21 protein-coding genes are annotated in these 18299 nt (G+C 40.6%); 20 read left to right on the forward strand and 1 reads right to left on the reverse strand.

Features of this window, described 5'->3' with window-relative positions; genetic code table 11:
* The first annotated feature begins 24 nt into the window (after positions 1 to 24).
* The 3 genes from PCY06_RS04175 to PCY06_RS04185 all read left to right on the forward strand — a co-directional run bounded on the left by PCY06_RS04175 (position 25) and on the right by PCY06_RS04185 (position 2876).
* Positions 25 to 951 carry a YafY family protein gene (locus PCY06_RS04175; RefSeq protein WP_061596413.1) on the forward strand — a complete coding sequence of 309 codons (927 nt, stop codon included), beginning with the start codon at positions 25 to 27 and terminating at the stop codon, positions 949 to 951.
* 83 nt (positions 952 to 1034) lie between these two features.
* Complete coding sequence (locus tag PCY06_RS04180) at positions 1035 to 1400, forward strand: nuclear transport factor 2 family protein (RefSeq protein WP_061595693.1); 366 nt, start codon at positions 1035 to 1037, stop codon at positions 1398 to 1400.
* Positions 1401 to 1628: 228 nt separating this feature from the next.
* A complete protein-coding gene (locus PCY06_RS04185) occupies positions 1629 to 2876 on the forward strand; it encodes an MFS transporter (RefSeq protein ID WP_061595694.1) in 1248 nt (415 codons plus the stop codon).
* Between the two features lie 96 nt (positions 2877 to 2972).
* Here PCY06_RS04185 and PCY06_RS04190 read toward each other — a convergent pair whose 3' ends face one another.
* A complete protein-coding gene (locus tag PCY06_RS04190; protein WP_008808815.1) occupies positions 2973 to 3143 on the reverse strand; it encodes a DUF3042 family protein in 171 nt (56 codons plus the stop codon).
* An 81-nt stretch (positions 3144 to 3224) separates the two neighbouring features.
* On the opposite strand from PCY06_RS04190, the gene miaA reads away from it, so the two are divergent.
* The 17 genes from miaA (at position 3225) to PCY06_RS04275 (ending at position 18290) form a co-directional block, all read left to right on the forward strand.
* The gene (miaA, locus tag PCY06_RS04195) at positions 3225 to 4109 is read left to right on the forward strand and encodes a tRNA (adenosine(37)-N6)-dimethylallyltransferase MiaA (RefSeq protein WP_061595695.1); all 885 of its coding nucleotides are present in this window, start codon (positions 3225 to 3227) and stop codon (positions 4107 to 4109) included.
* A 31-nt stretch (positions 4110 to 4140) separates the two neighbouring features.
* On the forward strand, positions 4141 to 5379 hold the full coding sequence (hflX, locus tag PCY06_RS04200) for a GTPase HflX (protein WP_082307675.1): 1239 nt from the start codon (positions 4141 to 4143) through the stop codon (positions 5377 to 5379).
* Entirely contained in the window at positions 5372 to 5995 is a 624-nt protein-coding gene (locus PCY06_RS04205; RefSeq protein WP_061596417.1) for a hypothetical protein, read from the forward strand. The genes hflX and PCY06_RS04205 overlap by 8 nt, the downstream gene beginning before the upstream one ends.
* A gap of 10 nt (positions 5996 to 6005) precedes the next feature.
* Positions 6006 to 6935: a ribonuclease Z gene (gene rnz, locus PCY06_RS04210; RefSeq protein ID WP_060970543.1), complete on the forward strand. Its 930-nt coding sequence runs from the start codon at positions 6006 to 6008 to the stop codon at positions 6933 to 6935.
* 104 nt (positions 6936 to 7039) lie between these two features.
* The gene (locus PCY06_RS04215) at positions 7040 to 7795 is read left to right on the forward strand and encodes an SDR family oxidoreductase (protein WP_061595698.1); all 756 of its coding nucleotides are present in this window, start codon (positions 7040 to 7042) and stop codon (positions 7793 to 7795) included.
* Positions 7796 to 7834: 39 nt separating this feature from the next.
* Entirely contained in the window at positions 7835 to 8539 is a 705-nt protein-coding gene (locus tag PCY06_RS04220; RefSeq protein ID WP_061596423.1) for a class I SAM-dependent methyltransferase, read from the forward strand.
* A 55-nt stretch (positions 8540 to 8594) separates the two neighbouring features.
* Positions 8595 to 9629, forward strand: coding sequence for an acyltransferase (locus PCY06_RS04225; protein WP_082307674.1), 1035 nt, complete (start codon positions 8595 to 8597; stop codon positions 9627 to 9629).
* Positions 9630 to 9677: 48 nt separating this feature from the next.
* Positions 9678 to 10268, forward strand: coding sequence for an HD domain-containing protein (locus PCY06_RS04230; RefSeq protein WP_082307673.1), 591 nt, complete (start codon positions 9678 to 9680; stop codon positions 10266 to 10268).
* 105 nt (positions 10269 to 10373) lie between these two features.
* Positions 10374 to 12590 carry a single-stranded-DNA-specific exonuclease RecJ gene (recJ, locus tag PCY06_RS04235; RefSeq protein WP_061599009.1) on the forward strand — a complete coding sequence of 739 codons (2217 nt, stop codon included), beginning with the start codon at positions 10374 to 10376 and terminating at the stop codon, positions 12588 to 12590.
* A gap of 4 nt (positions 12591 to 12594) precedes the next feature.
* The gene (locus PCY06_RS04240; RefSeq protein ID WP_105165147.1) at positions 12595 to 13014 is read left to right on the forward strand and encodes a hypothetical protein; all 420 of its coding nucleotides are present in this window, start codon (positions 12595 to 12597) and stop codon (positions 13012 to 13014) included.
* Positions 13015 to 13167: 153 nt separating this feature from the next.
* The gene (locus PCY06_RS04245; protein WP_082307672.1) at positions 13168 to 13431 is read left to right on the forward strand and encodes a hypothetical protein; all 264 of its coding nucleotides are present in this window, start codon (positions 13168 to 13170) and stop codon (positions 13429 to 13431) included.
* A 149-nt stretch (positions 13432 to 13580) separates the two neighbouring features.
* Positions 13581 to 14093, forward strand: a complete 513-nt coding sequence (locus tag PCY06_RS04250; protein ID WP_012000418.1) for an adenine phosphoribosyltransferase — start codon at positions 13581 to 13583, stop codon at positions 14091 to 14093.
* Positions 14094 to 14192: 99 nt separating this feature from the next.
* The gene (metA, locus tag PCY06_RS04255; protein WP_060553685.1) at positions 14193 to 15134 is read left to right on the forward strand and encodes a homoserine O-succinyltransferase; all 942 of its coding nucleotides are present in this window, start codon (positions 14193 to 14195) and stop codon (positions 15132 to 15134) included.
* Positions 15135 to 15142: 8 nt separating this feature from the next.
* The gene (locus tag PCY06_RS04260) at positions 15143 to 15823 is read left to right on the forward strand and encodes a DnaD domain-containing protein (RefSeq protein WP_061594301.1); all 681 of its coding nucleotides are present in this window, start codon (positions 15143 to 15145) and stop codon (positions 15821 to 15823) included.
* A gap of 67 nt (positions 15824 to 15890) precedes the next feature.
* Positions 15891 to 16679, forward strand: a complete 789-nt coding sequence (yghU, locus tag PCY06_RS04265; protein WP_061595704.1) for a glutathione-dependent disulfide-bond oxidoreductase — start codon at positions 15891 to 15893, stop codon at positions 16677 to 16679.
* Positions 16680 to 16816: 137 nt separating this feature from the next.
* A complete protein-coding gene (locus tag PCY06_RS04270) occupies positions 16817 to 17506 on the forward strand; it encodes a tRNA (adenine(22)-N(1))-methyltransferase TrmK (protein ID WP_061594303.1) in 690 nt (229 codons plus the stop codon).
* A complete protein-coding gene (locus PCY06_RS04275) occupies positions 17493 to 18290 on the forward strand; it encodes a Nif3-like dinuclear metal center hexameric protein (protein WP_061595705.1) in 798 nt (265 codons plus the stop codon). Before PCY06_RS04270 ends, PCY06_RS04275 begins: the two co-directional genes overlap by 14 nt.
* Positions 18291 to 18299: the final 9 nt, after the last annotated feature.

The raw sequence follows: 18299 nt of genomic DNA on the forward strand, positions 1-18299 counted from the left end.
CTACTTTATAGAAAAATAAAGATTATGAAATTAGAACGATTAATTTATATTTTATTAGCCCTTTTGAATAAGAGACAGATAACAGCTAAAGAAATTGCTGAACGTTTTGAAATATCTACTCGTACAGTATATCGAGATATGGATACGCTCAGCTTAGCTGGAATCCCTATTTACTCTGAACGTGGGGATAAGGGAGGCTTTTATATACCAGATGACTACAAGATGGACAGCAGCTTTTTCACAGAAGAAGAAAAGCAGTTTATCATCAATATGAGCCAAAATGTTGGCAAAATTGTCGGTCGTCCAAGTTTTGACAGCATTGAGCATAAGCTTACTTCTCAAGAAGTGACTGATAATGTTAATCCTTTTTACTTCGATCTTACTTCATGGTCTCTCAATACAAATTATTTACTTGAAATGGAGCAGGCTATACAAACTGGAAAGAAAGTTTCCTTTTCTTATTTTTCTAAAAAACAGGAACGAAGCCAACGAACGATTTTTCCATACCGTCTGATTTTTAAACTAAATGCTTGGTATGTTATCGGCTACTGTTTAGAAAAGTTAGATTTTCGTATTTTCAAGCTTAGTAGAATTCGTGATTTGCAGCTAGTAGATGAGGGGATAGAAGTTGATGACTACCCACTTTTATCTCAAGAGAAGCTAGATCTTTTTCTAAATCCATCCAAAGATAAAGTTGAAGGCAGTAAAGAAGAAGTGGAGTTGATTTTCACAGAATTTGCACTTCCAAAAATTTATGACCACTTCACAGAAGAAGAAATCACTGTTGAGCAAACCAGAATAATAGTCCATGCTTTCAGAGCATTAACACCGCCCTTTTTCGAATTGATTTTAAGTTTTGGTCAGCAAGTAAAAGTCAGATCGCCCAAAAAACTGCAGGATAAATTAATTGATACTCTTCAAAAAAATCTTCAGCAATATGACAGACTGTAGTCATATTGCTTTTTGTATACTCTTAAGTGGGCATAAACTTTCATTGGTTTGAAAACAGCCTAAATAATTTTTGGAGGTTCCAAATGGATACAAGAACATTAGCAGAAAGCTATTTTACCGCAGTCAATAAAGGTGGCTGGGAAGATTTCGTAGCTGAAAACTTTGATTATGGGATGTGCGACAGTCAAGAAATCAGGCAAGGTCGTAATGTTTATCTACAAGGTGCAGGTCAATTCTATGCTTTAAGTCAGCATCTTGAAGTAAAGAAGTTGCTGGTGGAGGGAAGAGAAGTAGTGGCTTTAAATCGCTATCGCTTGCAGTCGCCACAAGGAAATCAACTAGAATTGGATGTTGCAGAATTTTTAAAATTTGACGAATCAGACAAATTAATAGCATCCAACATTTACTTTGATACTCATCGTTTCCAAGAGTTTATGCAGGGCAAATAAATCTCAAGTTTCATTTGACAAATGCTTTAACTTGTTTTATACTGTTAAAAATTAAATATGACTTTAAACATGTTCCGTGAGACATGAAAGTTCTAAAATGAGACTAGCAATTGCTATGCTCTAATTTTCTGTAAACTTTTAGAGGTTGGGAACAGTATTTCCAACCTCTTTTTAAGGTATATTCAATTTAATAAATGCAGTCTGTGAGCTGCGATTAAGGAGAATCATATGTCAAAATTGTCTTTAGACAAAAACAATCAACGGGCTTTAGCCGCTGCGATTGTCGCTTCTGGTACGGATGACTTAAATGTCATGTTTCTGGCCTTTTCAATGTCCTCTATTATCTCGGAACTTGGGATTAGTGGTACCCAGGGTGGTTGGATAGCTACTATAACTAATTTGGGAATGCTTGTTGGGGGCTTAATTTTCGGTCTGTTAGCTGACCGATATCACAAATTTAAGGTTTTTAAATGGACCATTCTGATTTTCTCTCTGGCAACCGGTTTGATTTTCTTTACGAAAGACGTCAATTACCTTTATATCATGCGCTTTATTGCAGGGATGGGTGTTGGAGGCGAATATGGCGTGGCTATTGCTATAATGGCGGGAATTGTTCCACCAGAAAAGATGGGTCGGATTTCATCCCTAAACGGTATTGCGGGTCAAATAGGATCGATTATATCGGCTTTACTTGCAGGCTGGCTAGCTCCTGCTTTGGGATGGCGCGGGCTATTCCTCTTTGGGCTTGCACCTATTGCCCTAGTACTATGGATGGTTTTAGCTATTGACGATCAGAATATTCGTGACGACGGTGGAGCTAAAGTAGAAGAAGAAACAACACAACCCGTTAAAATAAGTCAGCTTTTCAAAACTCCAGCTCTCACATCACAAACCATAGCTTTAATGGTTATGACAACCGTGCAAATCGCCGGTTACTTCGGCATGATGAACTGGTTACCAACGATTATTCAAACAAGTTTGAACATTTCTGTCAAAGACTCTTCTCTTTGGATGGTGGCAACCATTTTGGGAATGTGCCTAGGAATGTTGACTTTTGGACAAATTTTGGATAAATGGGGACCTAGAGTCGTATACTCAGGCTTTCTTCTTGCATCATCTGTCTGTGTCTATCTTTTCCAATTTGCAAATTCTATGGCCACTATGGTAATAGGTGGAACTGTTGTTGGTTTCTTTGTGAATGGGATGTTTGCTGGCTATGGTGCAATGATCACTCGTCTATACCCTCATCAAATTCGATCAACAGCTAATAATGTTATCTTAAATGTTGGACGAGCAATTGGCGGATTTTCATCTGTTATTATTGGAAAGATTTTGGATATCTCAGGTGTTTCAACAGTTATGATTTTTCTTGCCTCTTTGTATCTAATCAGTCTAGCTGCTCTTTGGACAATCGGTAATTTGAAATCTGATATTTATCAAGACCTAGGTCAAGGTCTTGAAGCAGAAAAAGCGTAGCCATTAAATAAAAAAAGACAAAGAGAATTATTCTTTGTCTTTTTTATGATCATGTAAAAAACTCTCTACTTTAAATAGAGAGTTTTAAGGTTACTCTTAGTGTGCTACACGTTTGCGAGCTGCTTTTTTACGGTTTTCTTCAATGAAAGCTGCTTTTTGCTCTTCAGGTTCGATAACTTTTTTCTTGACAGTATAAACTGCACCTGCTACAGCAGCAACAGTAGCTGCAACGCCTGTAAGTACGCCTTTTCCAAATCCTTTAGCCATATGATTTCTCCTTTTTTGAACTTTTATTATTTATGTTATAATTAATAGTAACGAAAAATCAAAATTTTTTCAAGGAAAAAAATGAAAACTAAGATAATTGTAATTGTAGGGCCTACGGCAGTTGGAAAAACAGCTCTGAGTATTGAGGTTGCAAAAGCCTTTAATGGTCAGATTATCAGTGGTGACAGCCAGCAGGTCTATCGTGGCTTAGATATTGGTACGGCTAAGATTCGTCCTGAAGAGCAGGAGAGCATTCCCCATCATCTTTTGGATGTGAGGGATGTTGAAGAAAGCTACTCGGCCTATGATTTTGTGACTGAAGCAACTCAGGCTATTCGTGAGATTGAGGCTCAAGGACAGCTTCCCATCATTTGCGGTGGTACAGGACTCTATATCCAGAGCTTACTTGAGGGCTATCATCTGGGTGGCTCCGTCCCTCATGAGGAGATTCTGACCTATCGGAAGCAGCTGGACAGTTGGTCAGATGAGGATTTGTTTGGGAAAATAGCAGAGCTGGGTATCGAGATCCCCCAGATAAATCGTCGCAGGGCTATGAGAGCGCTGGAGATTGCTCAGTTAGGTGGTCAATTAGAAAACAGCCAGCCAGATTATGAAGCCCTGCTGATTTGCCTAGATGATGAGCGTGAGCGACTTTATGAGCGAATCAATCAGCGAGTAGATCTGATGATAGAAGATGGTCTCTTAGAAGAAGCCCGTTGGCTTTATGAACAGGCTCCAACCAGTCAAGCCAGCAAGGGGATCGGCTACAAGGAACTTTTCCCCTACTTTGAAGGAGAGATGAGCCTAGAGGAGGCCGTGGACAAGCTCAAGCAGAATACCCGTCGTTTCGCCAAGCGCCAGCTGACTTGGTTTCGTAACCGGATGTCCGTAACCTTTTATCAGGTGGGAAATCCAGACTATAAAAATCAGGTTATGGAGGACATCAAGAATTTTCTGGACAAGTAGCTGGCTGACCAAGTCATAGTAAGGATATGAGATGATAGAAACAGAGAAAAAAACAGAGCGTGTCTTTTTGGTTGGTGTGGAACTAGCAGACACGGAGAATTTTGACTTATCCATGGAGGAGCTTCAAAATCTGGCTAAGACGGCAGGGGCGGAAGTAGTTGGCTCTTATAGTCAAAAGCGAGAAAAGTATGATAGCAAGACCTTTGTCGGCTCTGGCAAGTTAGAAGAAATCCGGCAGATGGTTGATGCCGAAGAAATTTCGACAGTTATTGTCAATAACCGTCTGACACCCCGCCAGAATGTCAATCTAGAGGAAAGCTTGGGGGTCAAGGTCATTGACCGTATGCAGCTGATTTTGGATATTTTTGCCATGAGGGCTAGGAGTCACGAGGGCAAGTTGCAGGTGCATCTGGCCCAGCTCAAATACCTCCTGCCTCGCTTGGTTGGTCAGGGCATTATGCTCAGCCGTCAGGCAGGTGGCATTGGCTCCCGCGGTCCAGGCGAAAGTCAGCTGGAGCTCAATCGACGCAGTGTCCGCAATCAGATTCATGATATTGAGCGCCAACTCAAGGCAGTGGAGAAAAATCGAGCAACCGTTCGTGAAAAACGGTTGGAATCCAGTATTTTCAAAATCGGACTCATCGGCTACACCAATGCTGGCAAGTCTACGATCATGAACTGCTTGACCAGCAAGAGCCAGTATGAGGCAGACGAGCTTTTTGCGACGCTAGACGCCACGACCAAGAACATCAACCTCAGTGGTCAGCTCAATGTTACTCTGACGGACACAGTTGGTTTCATTCAGGATTTACCGACAGAGCTGGTGTCAAGCTTTAAATCCACACTGGAAGAGAGTAAAAATGTCGATTTGCTGGTCCATGTTATTGACGCCTGTGACCCACACCATGAGGAGCACGAAAAGACTGTCCTCGACATCATGAAAGAGCTGAACATGCTGGATATTCCTCGGCTGACTCTCTATAACAAATCGGATAAGGCTGAGAATTTCACTCCGACCCTGACTCCTTATTCTTTGATTTCGGCTAAGGCAGACAATAGCAGAGCTCTTTTGCAGCAAGTCCTTCTGGAGCGGATGAAAGAGTTATTTTTGCCTTTTACCATCAAGGTAGCTCCGGCTAAAGCTTACAAGATTCATGATTTAGAGAAAGTCGCGATTATGGGGAATCGAGAATACATAGACGATATCGAAACCATTTCAGGCTGGATTGCCGAGAAAAACAAATGGAAACTGGAAGAATTTTATGACTGATTATATTGACTTGGCCATCAAATACGGCGGTTTTACAATCTTAGACAGGGTCTACTTAGAACAAGCGTTGACTGGGCTGACAGAGGAGCAGAAGCGGATCTTCATTACGCCACCGCCCAGCGTTATCAATGCTTACTTTGCTGAGCTTTATCAAAAGAAAAGTCCGGAAGCCGCGACAGAGTACTTCTTAGAAATCAGTCAGGCTTTGGACTTATGGAATGCGGAGCCTAGCTTTGTAGAAAAGAAACCTTTTGTCAGACTTAACTTTTCTGGCAAGTCCTATGGATTTTGCTACGAGAAGAAGGAAGTCGGCATGGTCTTTCCTGAAAAGCCTGAGCCTGTAACAGCTGACTTGCTCTTTGAAATCGCACAAGTCTTTCCTCAGTACTTGGTCTACGAAGAAGCTGGGAGAATAAAAATGACACCTCTCAAAGCTGAATCTCAAGTCGTGGACAGTAAGGAGCTGACTGCTTTGACTGAATGGCAGCAGCTAGCAGATGGTAGCCAAAGACTTTTGGGATACAATCAAGATGAAGTTAGTGATCTGGCTCAGTCCTATGCTGGCAGAAAATACTATCACTCGCAGAATCGGTCTGCCATGATTTATATCATTTAGAAAGAAAAATATGCAATTACAATTTTTAGGAACCGGAGCTGGTCAGCCGTCAAAGGCCCGCAATGTATCCAGCCTCGTTCTCAAGCTTTTGGAAGAAATCAATGAAGTCTGGATGTTTGATTGTGGTGAAGGGACCCAGCACCAGATCTTGGAGACGACGATTAAACCTCGCAAAATTAGCAAGATTTTCATCACGCATCTTCATGGTGATCATATTTTTGGTTTGCCTGGCTTTCTATCCAGTCGTTCTTTTCAAGCTAATGAAGAGCAGACTGATATAGAGATTTATGGCCCTAAGGGTATTAAGAACTTTGTTATGTCCAGTCTTCGAGTTTCTGGTTCTCGTTTACCTTATCGAATTGATTTTCATGAGTTTGATGAAAATAGTTTGGGAAAGATTTTGGAGACGGACAAGTTCACTGTTTATGCAGATAAGCTGGATCATACGATTTTTTGCGTTGGCTATCGGATAATGCAGAAAGATTTGGAAGGCACGCTGGATGCAGATAAGCTACGAGCAGCGGGGGTTCCCTTCGGCCCTCTCTTTGGTAAAGTCAAGAATGGTCAAGACATCGTCCTAGAAGATGGTACAAAGATTACCGCAGCAGACTATATCTCAGCACCTCGTCCTGGGAAAACAATTACAATTTTGGGAGACACAAGAAAAACGGATTCTAGTGTACGCTTAGCCGTGGCGGCAGATGTGCTGGTTCATGAAGCAACCTATGGTAAGGGAGATGAAAAGCTGGCCCGTAAGCACGGTCATTCTACCAATATGCAGGCGGCAGAAGTAGCCAAAGAAGCTGGAGTTAAACAACTTCTTCTCAATCACGTCAGTGCTCGGTTCTTGTCGAAAGATATCAGCGTTATGCGACAAGATGCTAGTACAGTTTTTGAAAAGGTTCATGTGGTTAAGGACTTGGAAGAAGTTGAAATTTAAGTATATTAAAGGGACTTTTAATACAAGAAAAAATTACAATATTGACAAAGAGGCGGGAGATTTTCCTGTCTTCTTTATGTTATAATGTAAAAAAAGGAGAAAGAATGAGAACAATCATCATCACAGGGGCTAGTGGAGGGCTAGCACAGGAAATGGTTAAGCTTTTGTCTAAGGATAAATTGATTTTGGTTGGACGTAGCAAGGCTAAGCTCGAAAAAATATATGGAGAAAAAGAGAATCTTGACTTAGTGGAACTGGATATTACAGATAGCTCAGCTTTGGAGAGATTTGCTGAGCAGATTGATAGTCAGTACGGCCACGTTGATGTTCTAGTCAATAACGCTGGCTATGGGATTTTTGAGGAATTTGACAAAATCAGCTCCAGTGATATTGAGGCTATGTTTAAGGTCAATACTTTTGCTCTGATGAACCTGTCTAGACTTTTTGGTAGTCGTATGAAAAAGGCTGGACAAGGACATATCATCAATATCGTCAGCATGGCTGGCCTTATCGCAAGCAGCAAGTCCAGTCTTTACTCAGCGACTAAGTTTGCTGCCATTGGTTTTTCCAACGCCCTGCGCTTGGAACTCCTACCTTTTGGTGTTTATGTTACGACGGTTAATCCTGGGCCTATCAAAACAGCCTTTTTCGATCTAGCCGATCCTGATGGATCCTATGTTAAAGCTGTCGATAAGTATATTCTTGAGCCTGACTTTGTAGCCGGCAAAATCGTCAACGTTTTTGGCAAAAAAAAGCGAGAAATAAATCTTCCTTGGATTCTTAATCTTGCTCATAAATTTTACACCCTGTTTCCAAGAATAGCTGATAAATTAGCGGTTAAGATGTTTAATTATAAATAAAAGTTAAATTTCAACTTTTTAGAAAAGGAAAATGAGAAAATGGATTTACAAGCTTATAAAAATCATTTAGAAGAGCCTTGGGGAAAAATCTATTATGACATTCTGTTTGATCAGCTGAAAAATGTTGAAGGAATGAAAGTTCTTGATTTTGGTAGTGGTTTTGGAATTGTAGCTAATCAGCTTGCTGAGAAAAATCAAGTCACTGCACTGGAACCGAATATGGAAATGATTATCCATCGGAAAAGAACGAATTCTTATGAGCAGTTGCAGGGAAGTCTAGAAGTACTAGAAATTTTTAAAGATGAATCCTTTGACCTTATAATTTGCCATAATGTTTTGGAGTATGTTGAGGATATTGATCCATACCTGATGGCTTTCTCTCGTTTGCTCAAAAAGGGAGGGAAACTGTCGATTGTTAAACATAATCACGTGGGCCGAATTATGCATACAGTAATATTTGAAAATGATATTAAAAAAGCTCGGGAACTCTTGCTTGGAAAAGATTACCTGACGCATAGTATGGGTCAGGCTGTCTATTATGAGATAGCAGATGTCATCAAGCCTTATCCTTTTGAGATTTTAGATTTTCAAGGAATTCGAATTTTTTATGGCTTACAACCCAATGATGTAAAAACTGATCCAGGATGGCGTGAAAATATGCTAGAAATGGAACTTGCTGTTAATAACCAGTCACCCTATCGCGATATTGCAGCTTTTCAGCATTACTGGCTCGTGAAAAAATAATAGCTTAGATTTTTTGTGTATGAATGAATTTTTGACCTTGTTTGGAGAAAACTAGATGGTGGAAAAAGAAGTTAAAGAGCAAGAGCAATCAGTTAATTATGCCATGCTCAGCCTTTTTCAATATGTAGCATCTATCTTAGTTATTTTGGTGCATTGTCAACGTCTCTTTCCTAATGAAATTTTGCATTTCACTCAAAAGAGTATGTTTGGGCGAATGGCTGTACCTTTTTTTCTCATATCATCTGCCTTTATGCTTAAATCTAGTCTAGCTAAAAAGAAGAGTATGAGAACTTACGTAAGTAGGATTTTAAAACAGTATATTTTTTGGAGTATTTTTTATCTTCCGTACGCACTTATCTATTTTTGGTCTCTTCCAGTTGAGAAGTATTATGCCCCATTCGCTTTAATAGCGGGATTTTTATATATTGGACTTTGTTACCAGCTTTGGTATATTCCTGCTTTTTTGCTGGGGCTTTGGATCGTCCATTATTTATATAAAAAAATAGGACCTAAATGGGCGGTAGTTGTATCTTTGTTCCTTTATTTACTTGGCTCGATTGAGACATACTATACTTACTTTGCTAATACTTGGCCAACTCATTTATATGATGTTTATTCCCGAATTTTTTTCTCAACCCGTAATGGTCTATTTTACGCGCCAATCTTCATTCTCTTTGGTTATTTGCTTTATGATTATTGGAATAGTGATTTCTTTAAGAAAGATACTGGGAAAAAATTTCTGCTGGCTTCAACTTTACTTGCTCTAGATGGTTGGTTAGTTTTTGTCAATCAGGGAATCGATAAAAATTTCTTTCTAGCCTTACTTCCTTTCTCACTTTTTCTGGTCAATGGTGTTTTAAGGACAAGGATTGGAAGGAAATGGAATCTATACCATCTTAAGGAATTAAGTGTACTCTATTTCTTTTTACATCCGATTTTTATAGAAATTTCCTTTTATCTTTTGAAAGAGACAAATTTTTCTAAATGGCATAAGGGTCAAATTGTATTTGTACTTACTATAGTTTTGACTCATTTGACTTCAGAAATTATTTTAAAAATCCCTAAGACAGAATTTTCAAAGAAAAAATGAATAGAGTCTAAACGTGTTAAGGTAACAAGATTTTTTGGAGGTCTTATCATGCTTGAACGTCTACAACAGCAGCTGGCTTTTACCAATGAGCTGGAAAAACTGAAAGCCACTCATCGCAACAATCGTACCTTGGACGCCTATCGTTTTGAAAATTCTGCCGAGCATAGTTGGCAGGGGGCGCTCATGGCGCTAGTTTTTCGAGAATATATCCCCGAAGAGGTCAATCTGGAAAAGGTCATGTCTATGTTACTGATTCATGATTTGGGCGAAATATATGCTGGCGATACCTTTATCTTTGACGATGTTGGCAAGAGAGATTCTTACCATAGAGAGCTTGAGTCCTTGAAAATCAGTTTAGACAAGCTACCATCAGATCAGCAGGATTCCTTTTTAGGGCTTTGGCAGGAATTTGAAACTGGCATTAGCATGGAGGCTAAGTATGCACGAGTGCTGGATGCTCTGGTCCCTCTGCTCAATCACTTGGAAGTTGCTCAGCCCCATGATAATCCTCATGGCCTGACCAAAACGCAGGTCATCGCTAAGAAATCCTTTATCCAAGAAACCTCTGAAACTCTTTGGGAATTGGCTTTAGAAGTTATTGACCAAAGTGTTGCTAAGGGGCTTTACCTAGATGAGTGAGGCTGAGGACCTTGCTCGTAGATAGAAAGTTTGAGACTGGTTGAACCAGTCTTTTCATGTTATAATATTCAGACAAGATTGAACGGAGAAAGTGTTTCACTCATCATGATTAGCTCAAAATACGACTGGCAGTTTGCCACTAATTTTACAGACGAGAATTTTTTAAAAAAGGCTAAGAAAGCTGGATTAGAACCTGCCGCTGCTAGTCTCCTTTACCAAAGAGGTGTGCAGACTGAAGAAGCTCTGCAGGAATTTTTGGAGCCTAGTTTAGACCAGCTTCACGACCCTTATGATCTGCATGATATGGAGCGAGCAGTGGAGCGGATTCGCACAGCGATTGAGAATTATGAGCAGATTTTGATCTATGGAGATTATGATGCTGATGGGATGACCTCGGCATCAATTGTCAAGGAGGCCTTGGAGCAGCTGGGGGCTGAGTGTCAGGTCTATCTGCCCAATCGTTTTACGGATGGCTATGGTCCTAATAGCAGCGTTTACAAGTATTTTATTGAAAATCAAGGCATTTCGCTCATTATTACAGTAGATAATGGAGTGGCGGGCCTTGAAGCTATTGAGCTGGCCCATTCTCTAGGCGTGGATGTCATCGTGACGGATCACCACTCCATGCCTGAGGAGTTGCCAAATGCCTATGCGATTGTCCATCCGGAACATAGCGGAGCAGATTATCCTTTCAAGCATTTGGCTGGTTGTGGGGTGGCTTTTAAGCTAGCAACTGCCTTGTTGGAAGAAGTCCAAGTCGAACTTTTGGACTTAGTGGCCATTGGTACCATTGCCGATATGGTCAGTCTGACAGGGGAAAATCGGATCTTGGTCAAATATGGCCTTTCTGTTCTCAAAAATACTCAGAGAGTAGGACTTCAGGAACTCTTCAAAATTGCAGGCATTCAGCCAGATGAGCTAGACGAAGAAACGGTTGGTTTCCAGCTTGCTCCCCGACTTAATGCCTTGGGAAGGCTGGATGATCCCAATCCAGCGGTTGAGCTTTTAACAGGATTTGACGATGAAGAAGCTCGTGATATTGCGCTCATGATCAACCAGAAAAATGACGAGCGTAAGGAAATTGTCCAGCAGATTTATGAAGAGGCGCAAACCATGCTGGACACTGGGAGACCAGTGCAGGTGCTAGCCAAGGAAGGTTGGAACCCTGGTGTGCTAGGAATTGTCGCTGGGCGCTTGCTGGAAGAGCTGCACCAGCCAGTCATAGTGCTGAATATTGAGGATGGCATCGCTAAAGGCAGCGCCCGCAGTATTGAAGCGGTCAATATTTTTGAGGCCTTGGACAGTCATCGTGATCTCTTTGTAGCTTTTGGCGGCCATGCTGGAGCAGCTGGAATGACTCTCGAAGCAGATAAGTTGGCGGAGCTTGCTGACATCTTAACAGCTTACATCTTAGACAATGATTTGGATTTGACTGGCAAAACAGCCCTGTATTTAGATGAGGAGCTACACCTGCAAGAACTGACCCTGGATACACTCAAAAGCTTTGAAAAACTGGCGCCTTTTGGTATGGACAATAAGAAGCCGCTTTTTTACCTCAAGAACTTTAAAGTGGACAATGCTCGGACTATGGGGGCTGGCAACAGTCATCTCAAGCTGAAAATTTCTCAGGAAGATGCATCTTTTGAAGTAGTAGCTTTTGGGCAAGGAGGCCTGGTGACAGAGTTTGCACAAACCAAGAATCTGGAGCTAGCTGTCAGCCTCTCTGTCAATAAATGGAATGGACAGACCAGTCTCCAGCTCATGCTGGTAGATGCTCGTGTAGATGGTGTTCAGCTTTTCAATATCCGCGGAAAAAATGCGACGCTACCTGACAAGGTTCCAGTTTTGCGTTTCACAGAGGAATTGCCGGATTTGGCAAATAGCAGAGCAGTTGTGGTTTATGACCTGCCTGATGATTTACAGACCTTGAAGAAGATTCTTCAGACTCAGGATTTCGAAGCGATTTACTTTAAAAATGAGATTGCCAAGCCATACTATCTGACAGGTTACGGTAGCCGTGAGCAGTTTGCCAAACTCTACAAGACAATCTATCAGTTCCCCGAATTTGACGTTCGCTATAAGATCAAGGATCTGGCAGCTTACCTAAAAATTGACCCGATTCTCTTGGTCAAAATGATTCAGATTTTTGAAGAGCTGGGCTTTGTCAGCATCACAGAAGGAGTCATGAAGGTCAATAAGGAAGCTGAAAAGAAAGAAATTGAAGACAGTCACATTTACCAAGATCTCAAGCGCCTGGTCAAGGAACAAGAACTCATGGCACTGGGCACCGTGCAGGAGATTTATGATTATTTGAAAGGATAAAAAAATGAGTTTTTTAAAAAATAGGTTTGTCAGAAACAAGGAGATAGTAAAAATAAGCTTATTTTTCTTAGTAGTTTCTTTGTTGCCAGTATTTTATGTGTTGGTTAAAGAAACTATAGATTTTGATTGGCTATCTTATTATGGGTCGATTTTGGGAAGTTATTTAATTCTATATACTTTGCATATTGAAAATAAAAAATACCGAGAAGAAAAACGTGATTCAGTAAGGCCGATTTTTAATATAGGGACAAACTATGAATCTATGGAAAGCAGTAGTGAAGAGTTAAAATATACAATTATATGCTCTATATATTCGGAAAATAGAAAAGAAAAATCTAATCCAGTAACAAAAAAATATACACTTAATCAATGTAATTATATAAGAATTTTAAAGAAAGTTAATAATAAATTAATTAGTCAGTAAAAAGAAAATAGTAGCAATGACCAGAACTTATCGAAATCTATTCTTATTAAGGTTAGAAACATTGGTTCAGGTCATGCTCTAATTGATAAAATAAAATGTAAAGATTCTAAAGGATTAGAGAGAGAGCATGTATTAGAGCCTCATGAAAGATTTATGATTGATAAGGGAACATCAAATAATCTACTCTTACAATTTGACTCTAAAATTTCAGATATAGATCATGTTAAAATTTATTTTATTGATGTTTTGGGTTATGAATATGTCTATAAATTAAAATTAGAGTGTAAGCCCAATAGATATCCAAAACATTATATAAAGTTAAAAAATACAAAGGTTTATTTGGCCAATTTATCTAGAGCATATTTTGAAAGTTATTTTCCAAAACTTGTAGGTAAAGTGAAGGAGACAGATTATTAAAGAACAAGAACTCATGGCACTGGGCACTGTGCAGGAGATTTATGATTATTTGATGGAAAAATAAAAAGTTAACAAATAATATTTCAAGCACATTTAAATAAAAAAATGGTATAATAGAGAGTAAAAATTTTTTATATAGAAAGAACATTATGAATTTAAAAGACTATATTGCAACAATTGAGAATTATCCAAAAGAAGGTGTTACCTTCCGCGATATTAGCCCTTTGATGGCTGATGGGAATGCATACAGTTATGCTGTTCGTGAGATTGTCCAATATGCTACGGATAAGAAGATTGATATGGTAGTTGGACCTGAAGCTCGTGGCTTTATCGTGGGCTGTCCAGTTGCTTTTGAGTTAGGAATCGGCTTTGCTCCAGTTCGTAAGCCTGGAAAACTTCCTCGTGAAGTTATCTCAGCTGATTATGAAAAAGAGTATGGTGTAGATACTTTGACCATGCATGCGGATGCTATCAAGCCAGGCCAGCGTGTATTGATTGTTGATGATTTATTGGCAACAGGTGGAACTGTTAAAGCAACTATTGAAATGATTGAGCGCCTTGGTGGTATCGTTGCAGGATGTGCCTTCCTTATTGAATTGGATGAATTAAAAGGCCGTGAAGTTATTGGCGAATATGACTATAAAGTATTGATGCATTATTAATACATAGTTTCAGGCTATACCTAGGTAAAGATAAAATATAATTGAAAACTATATCTCCTTTCAGTATAATAAATATATTAGAGAATAGGAGATATTTTCATGCCAATTAAGATCGATAAAAAACTACCAGCTGTTGAAATTTTAAGTTCTGAGAATATCTTTGTCATGGATGACGATAGGGCGGACCATCAAGATATCCGCCCTCTGAATATTCTGGTACTCAATCTCATGCCTCAGAAAATGGTGACGGAGACTCAGATACTTCGTCATTTGGCTAATACTCCGTTGCAGTTGACTATTGACTTCCTCTATATGAGCTCGCACCAATCTAAAACCACACGTGCAGAGCACATGGAGACTTTCTATAAGACTTTTGATGAGATTAAAAATCGCTATTTTGATGGCTTGATTATCACTGGGGCACCAGTAGAGCATCTGCCTTTTGAAGCGGTGGATTACTGGGAAGAGTTCCAGCAGGTGATTGAATGGTCCAAGAGCCATGTTTTTTCGACTCTGCATATTTGCTGGGGAGCTCAGGCTGGACTTTACGCCCGCTATGGCGTTGACAAACAGCAGATGACGCGCAAATTATCAGGTGTCTATAGCCAGTCAGCTGACAGTAACAATCTGCTTTTCCGGGGCTTTGACGATGAGTTTTATGCCCCTCATTCCCGCCATACTGAGGTTCTGAAGGAAGATATTGTCAATCTAACCAATCTGGAGATTCTCTCATATGGAGAAGATACGGGTCTCTCTGTGCTGGCTAGCCGAGACTTGCGAGAGGTGTATAGCTTCGGTCACATGGAATACGACCGCGATACTCTATCCAAGGAGTATTTCCGCGATTTGAAGGCAGGGAAGAATCCACATATTCCAGAGAATTATTTCAAAAACGATGATGTCCATGCGACACCGGCCTTGCGTTGGAGTTCAGCCGCGGCTTTATTTTTCAATAATTGGATTAACTATGCAGTGTATCAAGAAACGCCATTTGATTGGGAGAATCCAGAAAATGACGCTTCCTATTTTGCTTATTTATAAGAGGGACTATGACTTATTTATCAGCCTTTCAACAAGGCAATTTAGTATTACCAAGTGCCTTGTACTTTCATTTTCAAGAGATTTTCTCGTCTAGTGAAGATTTCCTTGTTTGGCAATTCTTTTATTTGCAGAATACAACAGCATTGGAAGAGATAGAGCCGAGTCAGATTGCTGAAAGCATTGGAAAAACGGTATCTGAGGTCAATCGCATTATGTCTCATTTGACCGAACAAGGCTTATTACAGTATAAAACCATTGAATTAAATGGAGAGATTGAAGCGATTTTTGATGCCTCTCCAGCCTTGGAAAAGTTAGATGAACTGCTGGGAGCTAATCTTAGTCAACAGCCAACAACAAAAGTATCTCAAAATGTTTTAAAAGATTTAGTTGAAACCTTTCAACAGGAATTAGGTCGCCTTTTGACTCCTTTTGAGATTGAGGATTTGACTAAAACTATTCAGGAAGATAAAACAAATCCTGACTTAGTAAAAGCTGCTCTTCGAGAAGCAGTTTTCAATGGGAAGGCTAACTGGAAGTATATCCAAGCAATTTTACGAAATTGGAGACGAGAAGGTATTACGACTTTAGCACAAGTTGAAGCCAAAAGAGAGGAACGTGAAGCATTTAATCCACAGAATGTTACGGTTTCAGATGATTTCCTTAGAGCAATGGATTTGTGGAAGGACTGACTTTATTAGATATACAGCGGCCTGTTAGATATGACAGGCCCTTGGTTTTATAAAAAAGGAGAAAAGTATGACGTATCAATTGCCAAAAGTCTGGTCTGCTGCGGACAGCGACCAAGGAAAATTTTCAGGTATTAATCAACCTTCTGCAGGTGCACGCTTTGAGCAGACGCTTCCTGTTGGTAAAGAACCTTTTCAGCTTTATTCGCTTGGGACTCCTAATGGGGTCAAGGTGACGATTATGCTTGAGGAACTTCTGGCAGCAGGTGTGACAGAGGCTGGCTATGACCTTTATAAGATCAGCATCATGGAGGGCGACCAATTTGGCTCAGATTTTGTGAAAATCAATCCCAACTCTAAGATTCCGGCCTTATTGGATCAGTCAGCTGATAAGCCGATTCCTGTCTTTGAATCGGCGAATATCCTTCTCTATCTAGCAGAGAAGTTCGGAAAGTTGATTCCGTCAGATTTGGCTGCTCGGACTGAGGTGCTCAACTGGCTCTTCTGGCAGACGGGTGCTGCGCCATTCTTGGGAGGCGGATTTGGTCATTTCTTTAACTATGCTCCAGAAAAGCTAGAATATCCTATCAATCGCTTTACCATGGAAGCCAAGCGACAGCTGGATTTGTTGGATAAAGAATTGGGCAAGAAAGATTATATTGCAGGGGATGAATACAGTATTGCTGATATTGCTATCTGGTCTTGGTATGGGCAGTTGGTGCAGGATAAGCTTTATCCAGGCGCTTCTGAGTTCTTGGATGCTACATCCTACAAACATCTATCAGATTGGGCGGAGAAAATTGCAGCTCGTTCAGCAGTTCAGCGTGGTTTAGCTGCTGAGTATCAAGAAATCAAATAATTTGTAAGGGATAGAAAAAGCTCTTCATAAAGCAGTGAGACAAAGTCAGCTTATTAACAAGCTGATTTTTTCATTGCTTTTTTTATACCCTTAAAAATGATATACTAAGTAAAAGAATGTTTAGAAAAGAGTATGCAATGCAAAAAAAGACTATTTCCCAACGCTTGGAGCGAGTAGCTGCTTTTGTTCCGGATGGGGCAAAGTTGCTGGATGTGGGGAGCGATCATGCCTACCTGCCGATCTACCTGGTTCAGCAGGGACGGATAGAAAAGGCTCTGGCCGGTGAAGTGGTGGAAGGGCCTTTTCAGTCTGCCCAGAAAAATGTAGCTGAGCAAGGACTGACGAAGCAGATTGAGGTTCGTCTTGCCAATGGTCTGGCGGCTTTTGAAGCGGAAGATCAGATTGATACCATTGTTATCGCTGGCATGGGTGGTCGCTTGATTTCGGAGATTTTGGTAAATGGCAGAGCTAAGCTTGGGTCTATTTCCCGCTTGATTTTGCAGCCCAATAACCGAGAGGATGAGCTTCGTACCTGGCTGGTATCCAACGGCTTTCTCTTGCTGGCTGAGGATATCTTAGAAGAGGCTGGTAAGTTTTACGAAATCCTGGTAGCAGAAGCTGGCCAGCAAACTTTAACAGAGCAAGAAAAGCGTTTCGGACCTTTTCTGATGAAGCAAGAGTTACCTGCTTTTCAGCTAAGATGGCAGAAAGAACTGAAAAAACTAGAAGGAGCTCTAGCCCATATCCCAGAAAAAAATGAGCTAGAACGCTCTGCTATGTCCAAAAAAATCGAAAGTATCAAGGAGGTGCTTCATGTTAGCAAGTGAAATTATTGCCCGTTATGAAGCCTACTGTCCGCAAGAACTGTCCATGGAGGGTGACATTTCAGGACTGCAAATCGGGACTTTGGATAAAGAAGTAGACAAGGTCCTAGTAGCGTTGGATATTCGCGAGCAGACGGTGGCGGAGGCTATCGAAGCAAGTGCTGGACTGATTATCGTTAAGCATGCGCCTATTTTTCGCCCGCTCAAGGACCTAGTGGCAGATAAGGCGCAAAATCAGATGATTTTAGACCTTATCAAGCATGATATTGCTGTCTATGTTAGCCATACTAATATTGATGTTGTGGAGGACGGTCTTAATGACTGGTTCTGCCAGCTATTGGATATTGAGGAGACAAGTTATCTTAGTCAGACGGGGCCAGATTACGGTATTGGTCGCGTGGGGAAGATTGCTCCTCAGACCTTTGGGGAATTTGCGGCTAAGGTCAAGGCAACTTTTGGACTAGATAGTTTGCGTCTGGTTACTTATGATGAAACAGATTTCGAACGCGTGATTGAGCGTGTAGCTATTTGTGGTGGTAGCGGTCAGTCCTTTTATCCAGAGGCTATTGCCAAGGGAGCGCAAGTCTACATTACTGGTGATATTTACTATCATACAGCTCAGGAAATACTGACAGAAGGTCTTTTGGCACTGGATCCTGGACATCATATCGAGGTTCTTTTTACTGAAAAATTAAAAGAAAAGCTTGATACTTGGAAGGTAGAAGAAGGATGGGAGATTGAGATTCTGGCTAGTCAGGCTTCGACCAATCCTTTCCGGCATATTTGAGAGGGAGCG

The organism is Streptococcus sp. SG1 (assembly GCF_030439935.1).
GTDB classification, from domain to species: Bacteria; Bacillota; Bacilli; order Lactobacillales; family Streptococcaceae; genus Streptococcus; species Streptococcus gordonii.

Coding starts and splice junctions, on each gene's coding strand:
- PCY06_RS04175 (WP_061596413.1), top strand. CDS start 25: ATGAAATTAGAACGATTAATTTATATTTTATTAGCCCTTTTGAATAAG.
- PCY06_RS04180 (WP_061595693.1), top strand. CDS start 1,035: ATGGATACAAGAACATTAGCAGAAAGCTATTTTACCGCAGTCAATAAA.
- PCY06_RS04185 (WP_061595694.1), top strand. CDS start 1,629: ATGTCAAAATTGTCTTTAGACAAAAACAATCAACGGGCTTTAGCCGCT.
- PCY06_RS04190 (WP_008808815.1), bottom strand. CDS start 3,143: ATGGCTAAAGGATTTGGAAAAGGCGTACTTACAGGCGTTGCAGCTACT.
- miaA (WP_061595695.1), top strand. CDS start 3,225: ATGAAAACTAAGATAATTGTAATTGTAGGGCCTACGGCAGTTGGAAAA.
- hflX (WP_082307675.1), top strand. CDS start 4,141: ATGATAGAAACAGAGAAAAAAACAGAGCGTGTCTTTTTGGTTGGTGTG.
- PCY06_RS04205 (WP_061596417.1), top strand. CDS start 5,372: ATGACTGATTATATTGACTTGGCCATCAAATACGGCGGTTTTACAATC.
- rnz (WP_060970543.1), top strand. CDS start 6,006: ATGCAATTACAATTTTTAGGAACCGGAGCTGGTCAGCCGTCAAAGGCC.
- PCY06_RS04215 (WP_061595698.1), top strand. CDS start 7,040: ATGAGAACAATCATCATCACAGGGGCTAGTGGAGGGCTAGCACAGGAA.
- PCY06_RS04220 (WP_061596423.1), top strand. CDS start 7,835: ATGGATTTACAAGCTTATAAAAATCATTTAGAAGAGCCTTGGGGAAAA.
- PCY06_RS04225 (WP_082307674.1), top strand. CDS start 8,595: ATGGTGGAAAAAGAAGTTAAAGAGCAAGAGCAATCAGTTAATTATGCC.
- PCY06_RS04230 (WP_082307673.1), top strand. CDS start 9,678: ATGCTTGAACGTCTACAACAGCAGCTGGCTTTTACCAATGAGCTGGAA.
- recJ (WP_061599009.1), top strand. CDS start 10,374: ATGATTAGCTCAAAATACGACTGGCAGTTTGCCACTAATTTTACAGAC.
- PCY06_RS04240 (WP_105165147.1), top strand. CDS start 12,595: ATGAGTTTTTTAAAAAATAGGTTTGTCAGAAACAAGGAGATAGTAAAA.
- PCY06_RS04245 (WP_082307672.1), top strand. CDS start 13,168: ATGATTGATAAGGGAACATCAAATAATCTACTCTTACAATTTGACTCT.
- PCY06_RS04250 (WP_012000418.1), top strand. CDS start 13,581: ATGAATTTAAAAGACTATATTGCAACAATTGAGAATTATCCAAAAGAA.
- metA (WP_060553685.1), top strand. CDS start 14,193: ATGCCAATTAAGATCGATAAAAAACTACCAGCTGTTGAAATTTTAAGT.
- PCY06_RS04260 (WP_061594301.1), top strand. CDS start 15,143: ATGACTTATTTATCAGCCTTTCAACAAGGCAATTTAGTATTACCAAGT.
- yghU (WP_061595704.1), top strand. CDS start 15,891: ATGACGTATCAATTGCCAAAAGTCTGGTCTGCTGCGGACAGCGACCAA.
- PCY06_RS04270 (WP_061594303.1), top strand. CDS start 16,817: ATGCAAAAAAAGACTATTTCCCAACGCTTGGAGCGAGTAGCTGCTTTT.
- PCY06_RS04275 (WP_061595705.1), top strand. CDS start 17,493: ATGTTAGCAAGTGAAATTATTGCCCGTTATGAAGCCTACTGTCCGCAA.